Annotated in this window: 18 protein-coding genes; 2 read left to right on the top strand and 16 right to left on the bottom strand. The window is 38.7% G+C overall.

The window, feature by feature from the left end; genetic code table 11:
- Positions 1-267: 267 nt before the first annotated feature.
- The 13 genes from A5888_RS12905 to A5888_RS12845 form a co-directional block, all read right to left on the bottom strand.
- On the bottom strand, positions 268-1137 hold the full coding sequence (locus tag A5888_RS12905) for a DegV family protein (RefSeq protein WP_086348457.1): 870 nt from the start codon (positions 1135-1137) through the stop codon (positions 268-270).
- Positions 1138-1278: 141 nt separating this feature from the next.
- On the bottom strand, positions 1279-2571 hold the full coding sequence (locus tag A5888_RS12900; RefSeq protein ID WP_086348456.1) for an adenylosuccinate synthase: 1293 nt from the start codon (positions 2569-2571) through the stop codon (positions 1279-1281).
- A 276-nt stretch (positions 2572-2847) separates the two neighbouring features.
- A complete protein-coding gene (dnaB, locus tag A5888_RS12895; RefSeq protein WP_086348455.1) occupies positions 2848-4218 on the bottom strand; it encodes a replicative DNA helicase in 1371 nt (456 codons plus the stop codon).
- A 174-nt stretch (positions 4219-4392) separates the two neighbouring features.
- On the bottom strand, positions 4393-4845 hold the full coding sequence (rplI, locus tag A5888_RS12890; protein WP_086348454.1) for a 50S ribosomal protein L9: 453 nt from the start codon (positions 4843-4845) through the stop codon (positions 4393-4395).
- Positions 4846-4852: 7 nt separating this feature from the next.
- Positions 4853-6838 carry a DHH family phosphoesterase gene (locus A5888_RS12885; protein ID WP_086348453.1) on the bottom strand — a complete coding sequence of 662 codons (1986 nt, stop codon included), beginning with the start codon at positions 6836-6838 and terminating at the stop codon, positions 4853-4855.
- A 1427-nt stretch (positions 6839-8265) separates the two neighbouring features.
- The gene (gene rpsR, locus A5888_RS12880) at positions 8266-8505 is read right to left on the bottom strand and encodes a 30S ribosomal protein S18 (RefSeq protein ID WP_086348452.1); all 240 of its coding nucleotides are present in this window, start codon (positions 8503-8505) and stop codon (positions 8266-8268) included.
- Positions 8506-8530: 25 nt separating this feature from the next.
- On the bottom strand, positions 8531-9091 hold the full coding sequence (gene ssb / locus A5888_RS12875) for a single-stranded DNA-binding protein (RefSeq protein WP_086348451.1): 561 nt from the start codon (positions 9089-9091) through the stop codon (positions 8531-8533).
- Between the two features lie 45 nt (positions 9092-9136).
- Complete coding sequence (rpsF, locus tag A5888_RS12870) at positions 9137-9439, bottom strand: 30S ribosomal protein S6 (protein WP_086348450.1); 303 nt, start codon at positions 9437-9439, stop codon at positions 9137-9139.
- 386 nt (positions 9440-9825) lie between these two features.
- Positions 9826-12321 (bottom strand): DNA gyrase subunit A, encoded by a 2496-nt coding sequence (gene gyrA / locus A5888_RS12865; RefSeq protein ID WP_086348449.1) that lies wholly within the window; start codon positions 12319-12321, stop codon positions 9826-9828.
- A gap of 90 nt (positions 12322-12411) precedes the next feature.
- Entirely contained in the window at positions 12412-14361 is a 1950-nt protein-coding gene (gyrB, locus tag A5888_RS12860; RefSeq protein WP_086348448.1) for a DNA topoisomerase (ATP-hydrolyzing) subunit B, read from the bottom strand.
- Positions 14354-15484: a DNA replication/repair protein RecF gene (recF, locus tag A5888_RS12855; RefSeq protein ID WP_086348447.1), complete on the bottom strand. Its 1131-nt coding sequence runs from the start codon at positions 15482-15484 to the stop codon at positions 14354-14356. Before recF ends, gyrB begins: the two co-directional genes overlap by 8 nt.
- On the bottom strand, positions 15471-15713 hold the full coding sequence (gene yaaA, locus A5888_RS12850) for a S4 domain-containing protein YaaA (protein WP_086348446.1): 243 nt from the start codon (positions 15711-15713) through the stop codon (positions 15471-15473). Before yaaA ends, recF begins: the two co-directional genes overlap by 14 nt.
- Before the next feature lie 402 nt (positions 15714-16115).
- Positions 16116-16757: a YczE/YyaS/YitT family protein gene (locus A5888_RS12845; RefSeq protein ID WP_086348440.1), complete on the bottom strand. Its 642-nt coding sequence runs from the start codon at positions 16755-16757 to the stop codon at positions 16116-16118.
- A 93-nt stretch (positions 16758-16850) separates the two neighbouring features.
- Here A5888_RS12845 and yeiL point away from each other — a divergent pair, with 93 nt between their 5' ends.
- The gene (yeiL, locus tag A5888_RS12840) at positions 16851-17513 is read left to right on the top strand and encodes a transcriptional regulator YeiL (protein WP_086348439.1); all 663 of its coding nucleotides are present in this window, start codon (positions 16851-16853) and stop codon (positions 17511-17513) included.
- Positions 17514-17578: 65 nt separating this feature from the next.
- Here the strand turns inward: yeiL and A5888_RS12835 are convergent, their stop codons facing one another.
- Complete coding sequence (locus A5888_RS12835; RefSeq protein ID WP_086348445.1) at positions 17579-18913, bottom strand: sensor histidine kinase; 1335 nt, start codon at positions 18911-18913, stop codon at positions 17579-17581.
- Between the two features lie 163 nt (positions 18914-19076).
- Positions 19077-19916 (bottom strand): Rgg/GadR/MutR family transcriptional regulator, encoded by an 840-nt coding sequence (locus tag A5888_RS12830; RefSeq protein WP_086348444.1) that lies wholly within the window; start codon positions 19914-19916, stop codon positions 19077-19079.
- An 81-nt stretch (positions 19917-19997) separates the two neighbouring features.
- On the opposite strand from A5888_RS12830, the gene A5888_RS12825 reads away from it, so the two are divergent.
- The gene (locus tag A5888_RS12825; RefSeq protein WP_086348443.1) at positions 19998-21197 is read left to right on the top strand and encodes an MFS transporter; all 1200 of its coding nucleotides are present in this window, start codon (positions 19998-20000) and stop codon (positions 21195-21197) included.
- Between the two features lie 46 nt (positions 21198-21243).
- Here the strand turns inward: A5888_RS12825 and dnaN are convergent, their stop codons facing one another.
- Positions 21244-22374, bottom strand: a complete 1131-nt coding sequence (gene dnaN / locus A5888_RS12820; RefSeq protein WP_086348442.1) for a DNA polymerase III subunit beta — start codon at positions 22372-22374, stop codon at positions 21244-21246.
- Between the last annotated feature and the right edge of the window lie 38 nt (positions 22375-22412).

Raw genomic sequence — 22412 nt, 5'->3', positions numbered from 1 at the left:
TTTTCTGCTATCCCACATAGAGTTTTTTGATTGCTGTTCGTGTCTTTAAAAGTAAAACAGGAGTCGAACCTGTCTCTGCATATAGTTGCAGGTTGTCGCTTAACCGTCCAGCGATTTACTTGATGAGCTTATTATACGAAACAGAAATCGAATCATCTTATAAAAAAAGTTGCGCAAAATAAAAAGAGCAGGAAATACTGATACATATAAACAAAAAAGAAGCAAAACAATTCTCCATCTAAGAAAATTGTCTTGCTTCTTTTTGAACTAGCTTCTCGTTTCTCCCAATGAAAACACAGCAATACAACCATACCCCGTATGAGCGGTAATTGTGGGTCCCAAAGGATAGAGTAGAATCTCTTTTACTTGTATTTTATCCTCTAGCTCTTCTTTGACTTTATCTGCACTCTCTTTATCTCCAGCATAAGCAATAAACAAGGTTTGGTCTATTGGATGTTTGATTCGTTGGACAGTTTCCTCAACAACTTTTTTGAGTGCCTTGCCACGTCCACGAACTTTCCCAACATTTTGAAGCTTCCCATCCTTATCAACAGTAATAATTGGTTTGATATTCATTAATCCGCCAATTGCTGCCGTTGTTTTAGAGATTCTTCCCCCTCGTTCTAAATGCTTCAGATCATCCACCGTTACCCAAGATTGGACATTCATCTTATTTTCTTCCATCCATAGTAAGACGTCTTCCAAAGAATGACCCTTCTTTTTCATTTCGATTGCTTTATAAACTAACAGGCCTTGTCCTAGGCTGGCAGCTTTCGTATCTACAACGAAAACATCCACCTGATCATATTCCTCTTTTAGCATAGCAACAGCTTGAACAGCACTTTGATAAGAGCCACTTAGCCCAGAAGAAAAAGCAAGATATAGCACAGGTTGCTTTGCCTCCACAAAAGGTCTGAAGAACTCCTGATAACGCCCCACATTGACTTGAGATGTTGTTGGCAGAGCACCTGCCTTGATGCTGCTCAAGAAAGCAGTATAGTCAAACGTCTCTCCCAGATCATCTATTAATTCATGATTGTCTACAGTGATAGTCATACTGATAAACGATACATCATTTTCTTTCAATAATTCATACGGCAAATCACAGCATGAATCGGTTGTTATTTTGAACGTCATTTTACTTTCCCTCCTTGCTCTTTCCATTTTATCACAAAACCTGTGATGTCCCCGCATATTTACCATTGAAACAAAGAAAGAACCAAAACAGATCAAAAGACCCATTTCAGTTCTTTTATACATCATTTATTTCACTATACGTTAAATCTGTGCCCAGACGCTTTCCAAAACATTGGTCTGGTTGCGGTCAGGCCCTACTGAGAAAGTAGAAATACGAACCCCTACTAGTTCTGAAATACGATGCACATAATTTCTTGCATTCGTTGGTAGATCAGATAACGTCTTGCACTGAGTAATGTCCTCTTCCCAACCTGGTAGTTCTTCATATACAGGTTTGCAACGGCTTAGCTCTTTCAGACTTGCCGGATAATGATAAATCAATTCTCCATCCAATTCGTAAGCTGTACAAATTTTTACTGTTTTCAACCCACTCAAAACATCGATCGAGTTTAGCGACAGATTCGTAATACCGGAAACTCGTCTTGAATGTCTCATTACAACTGTATCAAACCAACCAACACGACGTGGTCTGCCAGTTGTTGTCCCGTACTCTTTTCCGATGTCTCTGATTCTATCCCCTGTTTCATCGAACAATTCTGTTGGGAACGGGCCGTCTCCTACACGAGAAGTATAGGCTTTACAAACGCCTACGACCTTATTGATTTTTGAAGGGCCAACACCGCTTCCGATCGTCACTCCACCGGCAACTGGATTAGAAGACGTAACAAATGGGTAGGTTCCTTGATCGATATCAAGCATTACCCCTTGTGCTCCTTCAAAAAGAACACGTTTGCCTTCGTCTAACGCATCATTCAGGATAACAGATGTATCTGTTACATATTTTTTGATTTCCTGTCCGTACGCATAGTATTCTTCAAAGATATCCTCAAAAGAAATTTCTTCGCTGTCGAACATTTTTACAAACAAACGATTTTTTTCTTCCAAATTGATTTTCAAACGTTCTTCAAATATTTCTTTGTCCAGTAAATCTGCCACACGAATACCTACACGGGCAGCCTTATCCATGTATGCAGGTCCGATCCCTTTAATTGTTGTTCCGATCTTGTTATCGCCCTTTGCATCTTCTTGCAGCTGATCCAATTTAATATGATAAGGAAGGATGACATGTGCACGATCTGAAATTCTCAGATTGTCTGTTGCAACATTATTTTCCTTCAAATAAGCCAATTCTTTAACCAATGATTTCGGATTAACTACAACACCATTTCCAATTACACTGATTTTATCTTTATAAAAAATACCCGATGGGATGAGGTGTAGTTTATAGGTCGTACCATCAAATTTAATCGTATGTCCGGCATTATCTCCACCTTGATAACGTGCGATCACTTCCGCATTCTCGCTTAGAAAATCCGTGATCTTTCCTTTTCCTTCATCGCCCCATTGTGTTCCAACTACTACTACAGATGACATTAAAGCACCTCATTCTATATTATTTGGTCCGTGTACATTGTATCAGCAATACCTGAAGTTTTCAACGTAAAATCGAATATTAATCGAAATAAAAAACATTTTCGAGCTAAAACACGAACTATATTCTTTCAATTCTAAATTTCAGTGAAAAAATACGAATTTTAATAGCAATAATAGACTTTTGCGTACTCTTTCTTTATAAAAAAAGAGACTGAGAGCACAACAGGGCGCCTCAGTCCATAAACACTGTATGATTTTTTCAAATACTCATTCCATTTAAAACTCTGCCCGTGGAGAAAGTGACGAGAACTTGTTGTATTCCTTAATAAACAAGAGCTCTACTGTTCCTCGAGCACCACTACGGTTTTTTTCTATGATTACTTCCACCACATTATCGATTTCAGGCGGTTCTCTGTCGTCATCCCCATCTTCTCCGCTACGCTCGTAATAATCATCGCGATAAAGGAATGCAACAATATCCGCATCCTGCTCAATCGATCCAGACTCACGAATATCACTCAGAACCGGTCGTTTATCTTGTCGCTGCTCCACACCACGGGAGAGCTGAGACAAAGCAATAACAGGTACTTTCAATTCCTTAGCCAGCTTTTTCAGCTGACGAGAGATATCAGATACCTCTTGTTGTCGGTTTTCTTTCCCAGATCCTTCAATTAATTGAAGATAGTCAATCAGAATCAGACCCAAATTTCCTTTTTCCTGTGCCAGTTTTCGACACTTTGCGCGAATCTCAGAAATTTTGATCCCCGGTGTATCATCGATGTATATATTTGCTCGTGAGAGGCTCCCCATGGCGATGATTAGGTTCTGCCACTCTTCTTCTGATAATTGTCCTGTTCTTAAGTGACTGGCTTCTATGGAGCCCTCAGCGCAGAGCATTCTGTTTACCAAAGACTCCGCACCCATTTCCAGACTAAAAATCGCTACACCACGATCCGTTTTTGTCCCAACATTTTGGGCAATGTTCAAGGCAAAAGCTGTTTTACCTACGGCTGGTCGTGCAGCCAGAATAATCAGCTCTTCAGCCTGTAATCCAGCCGTCATCTTATCCAGTGCCTGGTAGCCGGTTGGCAGACCAGTGATATCTTCATTTTGTTGATACAACTGATCGATATTGGCAATAGTTGTATTCAACACATCTGCAATCGATAAAAAGCCACTTCGATTTCGCTTCTCAGATACTTCAAGAATACTTCTTTCTGCATCATCCAAAATCGTTTCAACGTCTTCTCCTTGCTCAAATCCTTTCGTTACAATCTCTGTTGCCGTATGGATCAAATTACGCAGCAAAGATTTCTGTTCAACGATCTTTGCATAGTGAGAAATATTGGCAGCTGTCGGGACAGACAAGGCCAGCTCAGATAAATAACTCAGACCGCCTACATCCTCCAGCAAATTCTCTTCTTCCAGCTTGTTTTTGACCGTTACGACATCCACTGCTTCATTTCGTTCATTCAAGGTAATCATTGCCTGAAAAATCAATTGATGATTACGGCGATAAAAATCCTTTGGCTCTATGTATTCCATTGCATCTATTATTACTTCCGCATCCAAAAAAACAGAACCCAAAACAGCTTGCTCTGCCTCTATACTCTGAGGAGGTACTCGATCCTGCCATACTTCGTTCATCTATTTATCTCTCCTACAATGAATTTCTCTAGTCTTTCTATTCTATCAAGAATCATAGAAAAAGTATATGGTTAAAACCTTCGCTGCACTTGAAAGGACCTCTTCAAACTTCGTAAGAGAACCACCGATACATTCACATCTGTATCGACGATTCTCTTACTGATTTTCTCTATCTTATTCTTCCACTACATGTACTTTCAATACAGCTGTTACATCGTGATGCAACTTCACAGGAACCTTGGTAAAACCTAATGTACGGATTGGCTGTGACAGCTCCATCTTTCTTTTATCAAGCTTTACCTTATATTGTTTGCTCAACGCCTCATTGATCTGTTTCGATGGAATCGAACCGAAAAGACGACCGTCCTCTCCTGCCTTGGCTTTGATCTCAATTACAGTTTCTTCTTTTTCTAAAAATTCTTTCATTTTTTCAGCTTCTGCTAAAACTTCAGCTGCTTGTTTTTCTTGGGCCTTTTTCTGTCCGGATAGCGCGCTGATACTCCCTTTGTTCGCTTCCTGTGCCAGACCATTTTTGATTAGGTAGTTTTGCGCATAACCCGTTGGCACTTCTTTAATGTCGCCTTTTTTCCCTTTACCCTTTACGTCCTGTAGAAATATTACTTTCATTATCCCTTCACTCCTTATCATACATTTCATCTATATTTTTATGAATGACTTCCAATAGTGTTGCTTTCGCCTCACTTATGCTACCAGAAGAAATTTGTGTTGCTGCATTGGTAAAATGGCCACCGCCACCTAAGGCTTCCATAATCAGTTGGACATTTATTGACCCATTACTACGCGCACTAATGCCAATTTTCTTATCAAGTCTTCTGGTAATAACGAAGGCCGCATTTATCCCTGCCATCGATAACAACGTATCTGCCGTTTTAGCAGCTTCAACACTATCGTACTCCTTGTCTTCTTCCCCAACAACAAGCACGGTATCTTCTGTAACGTATTCGGTTTTAGAAATCAGTAAGCTCATTTCCAGGTAGCTGGCTAAGTCAGAGCTTAATAAATATTGTACTAAAGATGAATCCGCTCCACAAGTTCTTAAATAACTGGCAACATCAAATGTTCGAGCCGTTGTTCGAACACTGAAGCTTTTTGTATCTACGACAATTCCTGCAAGCAACAAGGTCGCATCAAACTTATCTAGCTTACTATTGACTGTATTGCTTTGATATTCTAGAAGCTCTGTTACAAGCTCTGAAGCAGATGATGCAGATGATTCTATATAAGATAACAGTGACTTGTCAGGGAATTCATCCCCTCGTCTATGATGATCAATAATCACCACTCGATTGAATTTGTCATATAGTTCTTTTGAAATAGATAGCGATGGTTTATGATAATCTACCATAATTAGTAGGCTATCATTTTTCATCCTTTTCATCGCTTCTTTTGGTGAGAGGATTTGCTGCTGCAAATCTGGATGCCCTTCCAGTTCTTCCAGTACACGAGAAGTATCTGGAATATTTTGCTCTTCATCTAATATGACCCAAGCAGCTTTATCGTAGAATTTTGCCAGTTTAGCTACACCAAATGCTGAACCGATAGCATCCATATCTGGAAATTGATGGCCCATAATATAAACATCTGGAGATTCCTGGATAAGTCCTTGGATCGCTGTACTCATCGCTCTAGAACGAACACGCGTTCTTTTCGCTACAGAAGCAGATTTCCCACCAAAATATACTGGCTTACTATTTCCATTCGCTTCCTTTACAACGACTTGATCGCCGCCTCTTACGAGGGCCATATCCAGACTTGTTTGAGCTGCAGTTCCTGTAACATCCAATGTATCGCCACCATAGGATATTCCAATACTAAGAGTAATACCCATAATTCCCTGTTCAGCAGTCTGTTTCCGTATATCGTCAAGAATTTGGAATTTGGCACTCATCATCTTTTCAACATCTTCTAATTGACTAACAAATATGTAGCGTTCTGCGTTCAATCGCTTATAGAATACCTTGTATTCTTCTAGCCAATCTGAAATCATCGTCGTTATAAAGCTATTTAAATAGGATACTTGCTTTACATCCATATTATCAGTAACATCATCGTAATTATCAACTGACACAATACCAATAGCTGTCTGCATTGCTTTTTTCTCTTGATACAATGTACTCTCTTGTGTAATATTTTCAAAGGTAATTGTCTTTTGTTCCATATTCATTTTAAAACGAAATATCTCATTACCAACTTTAAATATATCTTTCCCTTTTTCAAATGATGAAATATACGATAAGATATCTTCCTTCGTCAGCATTAACTGATGTTCCTCAGAAGAATAAAAGACTTCTTCTGCATAGGGATTTAACCATATTGGTTGCTTTGTTCTTTCATTATAAGTAATAATCCCCACAGGCACTTCATTTATAGCAAAGTCAATTGAATCCTCTGCATTGATCGTTGCCTCTCTTATCTTTTCTATGTTTGATAATTCCAGTCTTTTAATCAAGTTCAAAATCCGGTTGATTAAGTACAAATTAATCACAGCCAGAATAGCAATAATTATCACCTTATTACTCAAGAAAAAGACTAGCCCCATTTGAAAAATGAATAAGAATATAAAGAAAAGAGTAATTCTCTTTAACCTTGTCTGTTTCATTATACAGCCTCCAACCTATGTAAATCCGAACACAATACTAGAACCTGATTATGAAGTCTAGTGGCAAATCTTTTTTCATTTAAAAATTTTACATAGCTCACAATAAGTTATGATTTACCTCTCTATAGATTTTGTTAGACCGTTCCTTACACGAGAAGTTATTAGTTCCACTTAGGTACTTATCTTATTGCACGCGACAGGAAACAACTATTGAATCTATAGACATTTCCATTACACTTCCCAAAAAAATCAAATACCTCTTGAATCTCTTGATATGCCCTAATTATTTTACCATATTTCCTGTAATCCAAGCGAATCATACCTTAAAGAATGTTTCACGTGAAACATTCCTAAGTTATTTTGTTGTTATTAACCAATAAACGCTCAATACCCTCACAAAATTGGGTTTATCCAACGGAAACAAAGTCTAAGAGTAAGCATATATAATCGATTTATGATTGGTTTTTCACCTAAATAAAAAAAGGTCAATCTTCTTAACTTTCATTATAACCCTTTTATCTCTTTTATCAATTTTTACCTAATACTAATCTAGGACAACGTTCTATTATACACGAGACCTTTCAAAAAGAAACGCTTGCCGCTTTCATTCTGCAATACAACACATATACTTGTCATTAGTTACTTAAAAAAGTTATATACCTGATAAAATTCTATTTCCTTATAAACCAGAGTTCGGGACATAAATAAATGCCCCGGACTCTTAGCATACCTAAATCCGAATAAACAGTGGGACAGAAAAGCGGTTCAAATGTCCTGCTTTGCTTCGAATAATCGCAGAGGCAGTAACTACTAGCAGCGAGCTGCGTCGATGTCCGCTCAACACTCGTAGGCCCTAATCTGCGACGAGCCACAAGCGAGAATACATCAGTGGTAAACCACTGTGTTTCAAGGCTCTTCGACAATAAGCCGAAATTTGCGGAACAATTTCCGTAAATTCCTTCTTATTGCTTGAAGCTAACCGACTTCTGTCCCAACCTCTGAAACGGAAGTGTTAAACTTATTGTCGAAATTGTTGAGAACCACTAGTTTGTACGCAAAATAGATGATGAACAATACCTACTTGGTTAACAAAAATTGTGATGCACCAAGTAGGAATCAATCAACATAGAAATGGAATATTCCGTGATTCTTGTCATTTCTGTGAATTTCGCCTTATTGCTTAGAATCACTGTGATTGCTCTTTTGAGCAGAACAGATGATGAAAAGTACCTACTTTTTGTGTTTGAAGCTGATCAATTCTATCACAACCTCATCTTTCAACTCTGTTTTTCGTTATCATCTGCTGATGAGTGGGCAGTACATCGAATACATCTATTAACATTCATCTTATTCCCTTCAACTTTAACTAATTCAAATGTGGGTATATAAAAACGGACTAGGAAATCCCAGTCCGTTAATGATATATTTTATTGCTCTTCGCTTACGAATGGAAGTAATCCCATAATACGAGCACGTTTAATCGCAATTGTTAATTTACGTTGGTTTTTAGCACCAGTACCGGTTACACGACGTGGCAAAATTTTTCCACGTTCAGAAATGAATTTTTTTAGCAATTCAATATCTTTATAATCGATGTACTCAATGTGATTAGCTGCAATATAGTCTACTTTACGACGCTTACGTCCGCCTCTTCTTTGTTGTGCCATTCTTTTTCCCTCCTATCAAAAATTCTTAGAATGGTAAATCATCATCTGAAATGTCAATAGTTGATCCTGACCCACCAAATGGATCGGAGTCTCTATCGAAATCAGGCATACCACTGCTACCGTTGTTGTTGCTAGACTGAGGTTGAGATGATTGATTATTATTAAAGTTGTTATTTTGGCCTGAGAAATTATTCTGTGGCTGGCTATTGAATCCTCCACCCGAATTGAAAGAAGAATTATCTTGAGACTGTCTTTGTTCAGAAGTTGAACGAGACTCTAATAGTTGGAAATTATCGCAGACTACTTCAGTCACATACACTCGTTGGCCTTGCTGATTGTCATAAGATCTAGTTTGAATCCGACCTACAACACCCAGTAATGTTCCTTTTCGAGCATAGTTAGCTAAAGTTTCAGCTGGTTTACGCCAGATGACACAATTGACGAAATCTGCTTCACGGTTTCCACTTGCATTCGTAAAATTACGATTCACTGCTAACGTAAACGTAGCAACAGCAGAACCACTTGAAGTATAACGTAAATCAGGATCTTTGGTTAATCTTCCAACTAGTACAACATTGTTAATCATTTTAGCATCTCCTTTCGTCTAATAAATGTTTCACGTGAAACATTCTTAAGCTTCTTCTTTGATAATCATATGACGAATGATATCATCATTGATTTTAGCAAGACGATCAAACTCGTTGATTGCACCTGCTGTTGATGGAGAAGATACTTTAACGATATGATAGATGCCTTCGTGGAATCCGTTCATTTCATATGCTAAGCGGCGTTTTTCCCAATCTTTTGATTCGATAACTTCAGCTCCGTTATCTTTCAAGATTGCGTCGAAACGTTCTACTAAAGCAGTTTTTGCTTCTTCATCAATGTTCGGACGAATGATGTACATAACTTCATAATTCGTAACTTGGCTCATTGATTTTCACCTCCCTGTGGACTTTAAGACTCTTAGTTTGCTAAGAGTAAGGAGAGTTATCTAATAAATTAGACTACTCACAATTTTTCATTATACATGGAAAACCTTATGAAATCAAGTGTTTTCACTAGTTTTCTTCTCATTCAAAAAATAACATGAACCAGTATTTTTCTTGTAAATATCACACTTTCATCTCGTGTTCTGAAAATGTACTACCTGATAATCAATAAGCGTTTTATTGGAAAATAAATTGGCTTCCGATCGTTTGTTTTTCTAAACCTTCACTTCTGTGGCTTTCATGTAAATATACGTAATTATTACTCACTACTATTTTCATTCAACAAAAAAAGCGTTTGGGAATTTTGGCTCCCAAACGCTAGTTACTTCTATTCCTCAGTTTGTTCCGGTGTCTCTGTTGTTGTTTGTTCTTCGTTTTCAGCTTCTACGATTTCTTCTGGCTCAACAACAGCCATTGTTACAACTTTCGCTTCATTTTCCATTCTCATCAGTCGAACACCTAATGTTGCTCTACCAGTTTGAGAAACTGTTGCAACGTTGAAACGAATAATGACACCCTTATCAGTTATCAACAGGATATCTTCATCCCCTTTAACAGTTGTCAGTCCAGCTAACGGACCATTTTTGGCCGTAATATTTGCAGTCTTAATCCCTTTACCGCCACGTCCTTTAACTGGATATTCAGAAGCCTTAGTGCGTTTTCCATATCCTTGTTCAGTGATAACCAATACTTCATCTTCAGCAGCTAAAACAGCTGATCCAACTACGTAATCGTCCTCTCTCAAACGGATCCCTCTAACACCGGAAGCACTTCGACCCATATCACGGACAGTTGTTTCATCAAATGTCACAGAGTAACCATTGTGCGTTCCAATAATCATGTTTTGTTTGCCATCAGTCATGGAGACATTTACTAGCTCATCTTCATCCTTCAAACCGATTGCAATCAGACCATTGCTCCTGATATTTGAAAAGGCTGTAACACTTGTTCGTTTCACAGTACCTTTTCTTGTTGTAAAGAACAGATAATGTCCGTCCTCGGCTTGGCCTGTAACAGAAATGATCGCTTGAATACTTTCACTGGAATCGATGCCCAATAAATTAATTACCGGAATACCTTTCGCAGTTCTTCCGTATTCAGGAATTTCATATCCCTTCGCACGATAGACCTTCCCTGTATTAGTAAAGAACAATAAAGTATCATGTGTTGAACAAGAAACTAAGTTCTTCACAAAATCATCATCGTGAACACCCATCCCTTGAACACCACGTCCACCACGACGTTGTGCACGGAATTCACTATTAGCTAAACGCTTGATATAGCCATTATTTGTTAATGTGATCACGATTTCTTCTTCTTCAATCAAATCTTCATCTTCAAGACTCAATACTTCGCCGACTAAAAGCTCTGTCCGGCGGTCATCACCAAATTTGTCACTGATTTCCAGCAGCTCTTCGCGGATGATCGCATCGATTCTTTCCGGTTTTGCTAAAATATCTTTCAATTCGTTGATAAGTTTTAATAACTCTTGATACTCATTTTCGATTTTCTCACGTTCCAAGCCAGTCAGACGACGTAGACGCATGTCCAAAATTGCCTGTGCTTGGCGATCAGAAAATTCGAAACGCTCAATCATCGATGTTTTGGCTTCATCATCTGAAGACGCGCCACGAATAATCTTAATAATCTCATCAATATGATCTAGAGCAATTCGCAGACCTTCTAAGATATGTGCACGTGCTTCTGCCTTTTTCTTTTCAAACTCTGTCCGACGGCGGATAACGACTTGTTGGTGCTCTATATAATTCTCAAGAATACGTTTCAAGCCTAAAATTTTTGGTACACCTTTTTCGATTGCCAGCATATTAAAGCCAAATGAACTTTGTAATGCAGTCAGCTTGTATAGGTTATTCAAAACAACCGATGCACTGACGTCACGACGCACATCAATAACAATACGCATCCCTTCACGAGATGATTCATCACGCAAATCTGTAATACCTTCTATACGTTTGTCTCGGTGAAGCTCTGAAATACGCTCGATCAGTTTTGCTTTATTGACCATATACGGTAGCTCTGTTACTAAGATACGTTCTTTACCATTCGGCATATCCATTAATTCGACCTTGGCACGAACAATGATCGATCCTCTACCTGTCTCATATGCCCGACGTATCCCTGATTTACCCATAACCAATCCACCCGTTGGGAAGTCTGGTCCAGGTAATACTTCCATTAATTCATTCGTTGTAGCCTCAGGATTTTCCATCAGGATCTCGATTGCTGCAACAACTTCTCTCAAGTTATGTGGTGGAATATTCGTTGCCATCCCAACCGCAATCCCCGTCGTTCCATTAACCAAAAGATTAGGGAAACGAGCCGGCAGCACATCTGGTTCCTGTTCTGAATCATCGTAGTTTCCATGGTAATCAACAGTATTTTTATTGATATCACGTAGCATTTCCAAAGCCATTTTACTCATACGCGCTTCGGTATAACGCATTGCCGCAGCTCCATCGCCATCAACAGAACCAAAGTTTCCGTGACCGTCTACAAGCATATACCGATAGCTAAATGGCTGTGCCATACGAACCATCGATTCATAGATCGCACTGTCTCCGTGAGGGTGGTATTTACCCATAACATCCCCGACGATACGTGCTGATTTTTTATGCGGTTTATCCGGGGTAACACCCAATTCGTTCATCCCATATAAAATACGGCGATGCACTGGTTTCAAACCATCACGTACATCAGGTAATGCCCGAGCAACAATAACGCTCATCGCATAATCAATGAAGGAATCTTTCATTTCACTGGTCAGATTGACGTCGCGAATATTTTCTTGCAATTCTTCACTCATGAATTTATCTCCTTAACATTTTGACATCCGATATCCTCTGGTATTGCTTTTAATCAATATAGGGTGGAACATTCGCATGTCCCGACTTCCTTAAATATCCAGATTTTTAACATAGCTGGCATTTTCTTCAATAAATGCCCGACGCGGTTCAACTCTGTCGCCCATCAGCGTTTCAAAAATTTGATCCGCTTCGATTGCGTCATCTACACTTACACGTGCCATCAGACGTCTCTCAGGGTCCATGGTTGTCTCCCATAGCTGATGGTCATCCATTTCCCCTAATCCTTTGTATCGTTGAACAGTCGGCTTAGGAGAGGCTGGTAATGATTCGATCGTTTTTGCCAACTCCTCCTCCGCATTTTTTCCGGGTTGGATATACGTGATTTTCTTCCCTTGTTTCACACCATATAATGGCGGCTGAGCGATATAGACATATCCAGCTTCAACAATTGGACGCATGAAACGATAGAATAGTGTGAGCAAAAGTGTTCGAATATGCGCACCATCGACATCGGCATCGGTCATGATTACAAGCTTGTGGTAACGTGCTTTTGATACGTCAAAGTCGCCGCCAAAGCCTGTACCCATTGCTGTAAATAAAGAACGGATTTCTTCGTTAGCAAGGATTTTGTCCATGCTAGCTTTCTCAACATTCAAAATTTTCCCACGAATTGGTAAAATCGCCTGAAACTCACGGCTACGTCCTTGCTTCGCTGAACCACCGGCAGAATCTCCTTCGACGATAAACAGTTCGCATTTTTTCGGGTCTTTACTGGAACAGTCTGCTAATTTCCCTGGAAGATTGCTGATTTCTAAAGCGCCTTTACGACGTGTCACTTCACGAGCTCTTTTCGCAGCCAGACGTGCTCTTGACGCAAGCATTCCTTTTTCTACGATTTGTTTCCCAACTGTTGGGTTTTCCATCAGGAATTTCCCGAAATATTCAGAGAACAAACGATCGGTTACTGTCCGAACCTCTGAATTTCCTAATTTTGTTTTTGTCTGTCCTTCAAACTGAGGGTCCGGATGCTTGATAGAAATAACAGCAGTCAATCCTTCACGAACATCTTCTCCGGTCAAATTCTCATCATTATCTTTCATGATCTTCTGTTTACGAGCATAATCATTGATTACTCTTGTCAGAGATGTCTTAAATCCAGATTCGTGTGTCCCACCTTCATAGGTATGGATGTTATTCGCAAAACTAAGAATATTCGAATGGAAGCCTTCTGTATACTGCATGGATACCTCGATCATGATATCCTGTTGTTCACCTTCAATAAAAATCGGTTCAGGAAAAAGGACTTCTTTGGTCCCATTTAGATACTCCACGTAGCTCTTGATACCACCCTCATAGTAGTATTCCTTTAGCTTCGGTGTTTCGTCTCTCTTATCTTCTATAGAGATTTTCAGGCCACGATTCAAGAATGCCAGCTCACGTACCCGTGTTGCCAGCTTATCAAAATTAAACTCAACAGTTTCAGTAAAAATTTCCGGATCGGGAATAAAATGGACCGTCGTCCCATGACGATCAGTCTCGTCAATTACCTTAAGATCACTGACTACTGCCCCACGGTGAAACTCTTGAAAATAAATTTTTCCATCTTTATACACTTTTACATCCAAGGTCGTTGACAAAGCATTTACGACAGAGGAACCTACTCCATGCAGTCCTCCAGATACCTTATATCCGCCACCGCCAAATTTACCACCGGCATGAAGCACGGTAAAGACAGTTTCTACAGCCGGACGTCCGGTTTTTTCCTGAATACCGACTGGAATCCCCCGGCCATCATCAATAACAGTGATACTATTATCTTCTTCAATCACTACTTGAATGCTAGTAGCAAAACCGGCCAACGCCTCATCAATCGAGTTGTCTACGATTTCCCAGACTAAGTGATGCAGCCCTTCTGAACTGGTAGAGCCTATGTACATTCCGGGACGCTTTCTAACAGCCTCCAATCCTTCAAGAACCTGTATCTGGCTGGCATCATACTCTTTGGCACGTTCTTTCATGTTCTTTTCTTCTTCAGTCATTCGATGATTCCCTCGCTATCTCTCCCTGTCGAACATGGAATATATCCGGCTCAACAGTAATTTTATTGGTTAAATGATTCAGTGTCGTCGTTGTAATGAAGGTTTGAACTTTCCCTTCAATTGCTTCCAATAGGTGCAGCTGTCTTTCATCATCCAGCTCGCTCATAACATCATCTAAAAGCAGAACCGGGTATTCTCCGGTCTCAGCATACATCAAATCAATCTCAGCCAATTTGACACTTAAAGCAGTTGTTCTTTGCTGCCCTTGTGAACCATACGTTTGAACATTTTGGTCATTCACATTAAAAATCAGGTCATCTCTGTGAGGCCCTAGAAAGGTCGTTGCCTTGAAAAGCTCTCTCTTTCTATTGCTTTGTAACTGTTGCAAAATTGTTTTCTGGAGTGCTTCTACCGTATTGTCTTCCTCACTTAGAGCAACGCTAGATGCATACTCTATAGAAAGCTCTTCCCGACCATGACTGATTCGCTTGTGCAGCTCATTGGCCCATCTCTCCAATTTTTTGATGAATACAAGTCTTGCAAACAGCACCTTACCACCAAATTCTGCCAGCTGCTCAGTCAATATATCCAAATAAACCGTGTCAGTCTGACGTTTATCAGCTAACTGTTTTAAGTATTGATTTCGCTGCTTCAGCACAGACTGATATTGGACCAGATCATACAAGTAAATTGGATTGACCTGCCCCAGTTCCATATCTATGAATTTTCTTCTGAGTTGGGGAGAACCTTTGACCAGCGATAGATCTTCAGGTGCAAACAGGATCACGTTCAACTGTCCGATATACGAACTCAAACGCTTCTGTTCAATATGATTGACCTTGGTCTTGCGGCCCTTACTTGATATGATTATTTCGAGTGGCACTGTTCCGGCATTCTTTTCTACAGAGCCTTCGATTTTTGCGGTATCATGCTCAAAGCCGATCAGCTCTTTTTCATTGCTTGTTCGGTGACTGCGAGTCATGGCAAGTACATAGATGCTTTCCAGCATATTGGTTTTCCCTTGAGCATTTTCGCCTAAAAAAATCGTCAGTGACTTAGGAAATTCCAATGAAGCATCTTTGTAATTTCGATAATGCTTCAAAGAAATACTATTCAGCCTCATCAGTCGGCTCTTCTTTTTTTGCCATAAAAAAAGTACCTTCTTCAGGCACTTCGATCATCATACCGGGATACAGCTTTCTTCCCCGACGATTCTCCAGTTCCCCATCTACAAAAACACTAGTGTCAGCAAGATACCATTTTGCCTGACCGCCACTGCTGATAACATTGATTTCTTTCAAAAACTGACCAAGCGTCATGTAATCTGTTTCTAAAATAAGTGTTTTTTTCAAAATTCATCCCTCATTTAAAATTCACTTTTACTTTAATATTATACCCTTTTTTGAGGAATAAAACAAACTTATCCGTCTAATTTTCGCTCTAAGCAATTCTAAGCAAAAATGACAAAATCTATTATTTTGAAAAAAAATCTCTTAAATGGCATTTTACAATCAAATTCAATCAACAATCTTTTTCAGTTATTTTCATTTTTTTCCAAAATCCATGAAAATTTTACAAGTAAAACTGTCACACTGCGTTCGGAAATCTTAAAATAAATGGCATCAAAAAGGAACAGACTGCGAACTTTCGGGCAATAAAGGAGTATACCGAAAAGGTTTCTCTGTGTAGCTGGACAAGAAAAGCCTGGGACTTTATTTTTCGTCCCAGACTTCTCCCCGCTTTTATTCTCTTACTTACTCTACTGCTGTCTCCTGTACCTCTGTTGGAAATAGCTGTAATTTTCTCGACCAAGCAATCACACTGGAAAGAAGGAATAAGCTAATCAAGGTTCCTTCGCGGACAACGATTGGTAAATGGAAAAGCAACGATAGAAGTAGTGATAGGAAAACACAAACGATATCAATCGTATAGCGATAAGTTTTAAAACTTTTATTGGTTCTATCTGCAACTAAAACACAGAAATTTTCAATTGGGAATTTTAGATAGTTCAACACAAGTACCTGTCCTGTACCAAAACCGGCAATTGCCGTTCCTAGTATAAACAGTACTATCCGTAACCCGTAAGCTGTCACTGACACATGTACTAAAACATTGTACAAAATCAAATTGATCACTGTTCCAAAACACAATAGCGCAGACAACATCAATAGATAACCTTTCCAACTTCGTTGCTTATCTAATAACCAGCAAACGAGTAAAAAGCTTAGGTTGATTATTGTAGTGATTGTACCAACTTTTAAATTCGTCACCTCTGAAAGTGCTACATTTAGTGAATTGAAGCTGCTTACACCAACAGCCGCTTTAATCGTTAGACTGATACCAAATGCACTGATAAGATAGAAAAACAACGACCACAAAATTTTTTTAACAGTCATTTTCAACACTCCTTATTCCTTGATTAATGTCAGTGTATGCTAAAATGAGTTCAGAGAACTATGAGATATCTCACATCATAAAGGAGAAAATCTATGAAGAAAACAGCTTATCTCGTTTCCCCGCAAAAAAATCTGATTATGCCTGATAGTTTTTTTACCCAAGAAATTCTGTCACATAGCCTAATCGTCGAATTCACTAGTAATGAGTTTATCCATAGAGAAACAGAAGACTTACGTTATCTTTTTTACCTTCTTGACGGAAAAGCGAAGATCCTTAAAAACCAGACAAATGGCAAACGCATGATTCTCCAATTCCTAGGAGAGCATGATTTTATAGGAGAGCTGACATTAGTTGGTGCCGAAGAAACAACCAAAGATGTTGTTTCAATCGGTCAAACGGTTTGCCTCGCACTCCCAATAGAATACGCAAAAAATGAATGGATGAATGAACTTGCCTTTGTAAAGATGTTAAGTCGCTATATTGGCAAAAAGCTATTGAAACGGATGGAACATTTTACCACCAATCAAACCTTCGAGCTGAAGTATCGACTTGCAGAACTTTTACTGACCGTGTCTGTTGATGACCTCTACAAAGAAAAACATACAGAGATTGCTGAATATCTTGGCGTCAGTTACAGGCATCTACTCTACACACTGAAAAAATTTCGTGAGGACGGATTGATTCAAAAACATGCGAACCATTACTTGATCCATCCTGAAAAGCTGCAGCAATTACTAACTGAAGCAAAGCAATAAATATATAAATAGCCCAGTGTAAAGGTCAACGAATCTTTACACTGGGCTATTTAGAGCCGTTCACACTAGAGGATAATATGGACGGTTGCTTCGAACCAATCAGTTCCTTTTTTATAGTCAACATACACCCGATCTGTGCTCAACGCTTGAATACTCGCAAGACCTAAACCTGAATGCTGGGCTTTGCTCGAATAGCCCAGCTGTTTTAGCTGCTCAAGCTCGGCATCCGAATCTTTGGCGCTGTTTGTAAGAACCAGCTGAAGTTCATTTTCAGAAAAATAGCTGATTTTAAGTGTGACTGTTGCTTTTTCACTCTCAGCAGCAGCTTCTATTGCGTTATCCAATAAATTTCCTAAAATTCTTGTCACAACAACTGGATGCTCAAAGATTGTCTGAATTTGTTCTGTCACTGCTATACTAAATGTGATATCTTTTCTTTTAGCCTCCACATATTTCGAAAAAATCAAACTGCGGATAATGGCATTATCTATTTGTGAAAGCACCAAATATTGTTGGTCCTCTTTATCGATTTGCCGACTCTCCTGCATCAACTCATCCGTAAAGAAATGTTTCAACTCGTTCATATCATTTGCTTCGATGAAACTATCTAATGTTAGGAGCACATTCTTGTAATCATGCTTGAACAGCAACAGATTTTTAGCCGTTTCAGCCATATTTTTATTGTAGTCTTCCAATGTCGTAATGTACATTGTACGAATCTTGAAGGTGATCGTATTTTGAATAATTTGATTGATGATCAACAATTCTGAAAAGAACAGAATCAGCAATACATAAACGAAAGGAAGGACACCAAAATTCAGATCAGTCAGATAATTAGAAAGCGGTACAATAAACAAAAAGAGCAAGCTGGGAATCACATATTGCGTAAATCGCGGGTTTATCAAAAAAAGAATCGTAATTTCAGCAATTTCCTGCACACGCCTCTTGAATAAGTGAATAAGGACAATATATAGAATATAAGAGGCTAATAACGCCAATACCCCGAGCATCAGCTGGTCCTCACTTGTTGAACGATCTATAAAGCCCACCGCTTCTTCCGGAAAAACCAACTTGTGGATCAGAATCAAGACTAATTTACCAAAAACATCCGATACAAGTGTAAAAAATAAAGCTACTTTTATATTCTTAAAAAGATAATGGTAGGAAAAAAGAAAACCGAGCGCAGCAATCAAAAAACTTTCCATTTGATACTCAAAAAAATTGAATTGTACATATTTTTGATCCAAGAGAAACTGGTAAGAGAAAATAGCAAGGATGACTGCACTATTCCAAATAACAATCTTTTTAAGTGTCAGTTTTTTCCAAAATAATAGCTCATTAGCTAATGGAAATAGCATACCTGTTAATGCAATATAGATGACATACCAATAATTCAGCATGTTTCTCTCCCCCAATCAAAATAATTCTGTCGACAAAGACTATTTTTAATAAAATATAGCGGATATACATAATAAATGCAAAATAGACAGATTTTTTACCTCTTAGTTTCTAGCAAAAGTGATATGTTTCCTACTCATACAGAAAAGTAACACCTGGTTTTATCTATGAATAGTATTTTTTTAGTGATGCTACTGTATCCTCATAGCCCATTTGTTCCAATACTGCTAAAAGTGATAAAAACCCTCTATTTTCTTCCGAAGCTATTTGAGGCTGAGAAAGTTTTTCTAAAGAAGCTTCAATCGTCAACTGTTGAAATAGCTTGTTCCTCTTCCCAGCATATTCCTTTGCCTGTTCAAAATAAAATGTCGCTTGAGCTCCTTGTTCTTGCTCTGCCAACAGCTGTCCCAGATTCAATGCCAAATAAATGCGAATATTGTTCTCTCTGGGAAACTCCTCATACTTTTCGAATTCTTTTACCGCACGACCATATAAAAAGACCGCCTCTTCTCTATCAAACATCCCCAGAAAATTGTTCAATCGTCTAAAATCTTCAAATAACCAATTTTCAGTATCTAGTATAACCGCCCTCATCTCTAGTGAAATTTGATCAGTCGTCAGCTCTGAACGCAAGTCATTTTCCAACAACGCCAGTTGAGAAAGTAAATACAGCTCATAAAAACGTCGATTCTTCTCCTTTCTCTCAGTAATTTTAGCTGCTACTTCCATAAGCTCTGCATGATTTCTTCTATTTTCCGCATAAATCAGACGGTCATAGAGTTGTTCATACAACGTGGTCTGGTATTGGTTATTGATATAAATAAACTCATCCATCTCTACACCAAGCTTTTCTAAAAGCAGTATCACTTTATCAAAGCTCGGGATATATTCCTGATTTTCAAAACGTGAAAGATTGGAACGGCTCATGATGCCTACACTGAGCTCCTGTTGACTCAGATTTCTGGCTTTTCTCAGTTGCTTGAGTGTTTTTCCGTAGTGTTCCATTTTTTCGCCTCCTTCGTAGTGAGAATACTCACCAAAAATAACTACCTCGTAGTTCCAATGATACCATAAGGAAAAAAAGAGGTGAGTGTAATAAAAACGAACAAACAGATTATCCTACTGCTTTCTGAAACAATTGCTACACGAATTACGATGTTCATGTGTGTGCCATTTTTGATGATTTATCTATCAAATAATTTTCATTTTTCAGCGACGGAGTTAAGTCTGATTATCGGAATCAATCCTTTCTGTACCGTAATTTTTGGCCCTTTTGGTGGACGCTTGTCTGATCGCATCAGCTGGAAAAAAACATTGTATATAGTGCCGTTATTTTGGGGAATGGTGTATTTATCTTTTGCTTTTGCTTCCCATTTTCTGGTCTTTCTATTATTAAATGGACTAAACGGCATTTGTTATGTGACTTATGAGTCTACAGTAAAAAAAGTCCTATCCTTTCATTCCACGCTAAATAATAGAAAGCTTGTGTTCAACCTCAGATACACCTGTCTAGCAATCGGTGCTTTTCTAGGCCCTTTGCTGCAGCTTTTATTTCCCAACACGTCCACAGCGCAAATGTACATCTTACTTGGAATGACTTATCTAGTCTCCGCTCTTCTTAATCGATACTTTTTCACGGATCAACAACAGAACACTGAAAAAAATTCAGCTCTACATGTAAAATCAAAACAGGTAGTTCCTGCTGATAATCAAAGAACAGTAGTATTTCTAGTTTTTCTTCTGGGAATCGCCTTCTCCTATTTTGCCTATGCTCAGTTTCAGTCGACGGTTTCCCTATTTTTCACCTCGGATATGTTTGGCACTAACGGAAACAGCAAGTATAGTCTCATGCTTTCCATGAATGCTCTATTGATTCTGATTTTACAATTTCCTATTTTGCGTTTCACACAACGCTTCTCTCCATTAAAGCTCTTAATGGTTAGTAATATGCTGTTTAGTTTAAGCTTGCTGTTGGTTTCACGAAGTAGCAGCTGGGGGATTTTCTTAGCGATGGTTCTTTCCTTAAGCTTAGGAGAAGTACTTTTAGGGAGTAATTTTGATTACTCAGTTGATGGCTTTTCCACTGTGGAAGATAAAGGGTTCTATTTTGGGCTATCTGAAATGGTTCGGATTGGGAATACGGTGGGACCTATCATTGGTGGTATGCTGATTGAAAAATTCACTACTGCGCATTTTAACGAAGTATTTCTTTTGCTTGGTTTGATTACCTTACTTGGTCAATTGTTCTTAAGTTTCTATGGAAAATTCAGAAAAACAGCTCAATAAAAATCGACCTCTCTTCATTAAATGAAGGGAGGTCGATTTATTTAGATTAGTTTGTCCGTACAGGAGTGATCAACTGAATGAAATCAAGATCTGCTCCGGTTGGTTCCAATGTAAATGGGCGGATTGCAGAAATGAATTTTATTGTAATCGATGTATCACCGAATGCTCGTAAGGCAGCTTTCATATAGTCCGGATTGAAGGATATCTCCAACGGCTCACCGGAAACTTTTTCATAGCTCAGTGACTCCTCCACTTTTCCGACTTCCGGAGAGTTTCCATAAAGGAAGACCGACTCAGAAGTAACAGATAGACGAACAATATTGTTACGTCCTTCATGAGATAGCAGAGATGCCCGCTCGATCGCTGATAAAAATTCTGGTACATAGATATCCACTTCTGTATTGAAGCTTGTTGGAATCAAACGATTGGTGTCAGGATAGTTTCCTTCCAGCAATCTAGAATAGAAGTACATGGATTTTGTTTTGAACAACACTTGGTTTTCCATGATGCTGATTTCAACCATCTCTTCTTCATCTGTAAATGAACGTGAAAGCTCAAGCAAGCTTTTTCCTGGAATAACGATATTAAAGTTTTCCACAGCCTGTTCAATTGGAATGATTCGTTGACTTAATCTGTGAGAATCGGTTGCTACAGCTAGAAGCTTTTGATTTTCTAAAACAAAGTGTACCCCTGTAAGAATAGGACGGCTTTCATGTAAAGAAACAGCGAAGCTGGTTTCATTAATGATTTTTGTCAACAGGTGAACCGGCAGTTGAATTTGATTTTTGGCATCGATTACCGGAAGGTGTGGATAATTTTCTGCATCCAGTCCGTTCACTGTAAAATCAGCTTTTCCAGAAGTAATCGCTACTTGATTATTTTCCAATACTTCCAGTGTTACGGTATCTTCAGGAAGTTTCCGGATGATTTCTCCAAAGAATCGAGCTTGCAGGACAATGCTTCCTGTCTGTTCAATCGTCATTTGCGCTTTCTCGTCTTCAACACTCAAAAAGCTTTCTATAGAAATATCTGCATTACTACCTGTCAATGATAATCCTTCATCTGTTAGTACGATCTTTACCCCTGTTAAAATGGGGATTGTCGTTTTGGAAGAAATAGCTCGTTGAACTGTTTGTAATTCTTGTAGGAAAACACTTCGTTTGATGGTTAATTTCATTGTTAGCGACACTCCTTCTTAGTTAGAATAATAGCTAT

Source organism: Enterococcus sp. 9E7_DIV0242, assembly GCF_002140975.2.
In the GTDB taxonomy this organism is placed as follows: Bacteria; Bacillota; Bacilli; order Lactobacillales; family Enterococcaceae; genus Enterococcus_L; species Enterococcus_L clewellii.
This window is presented reverse-complemented; position numbering and strand designations above follow the sequence as displayed.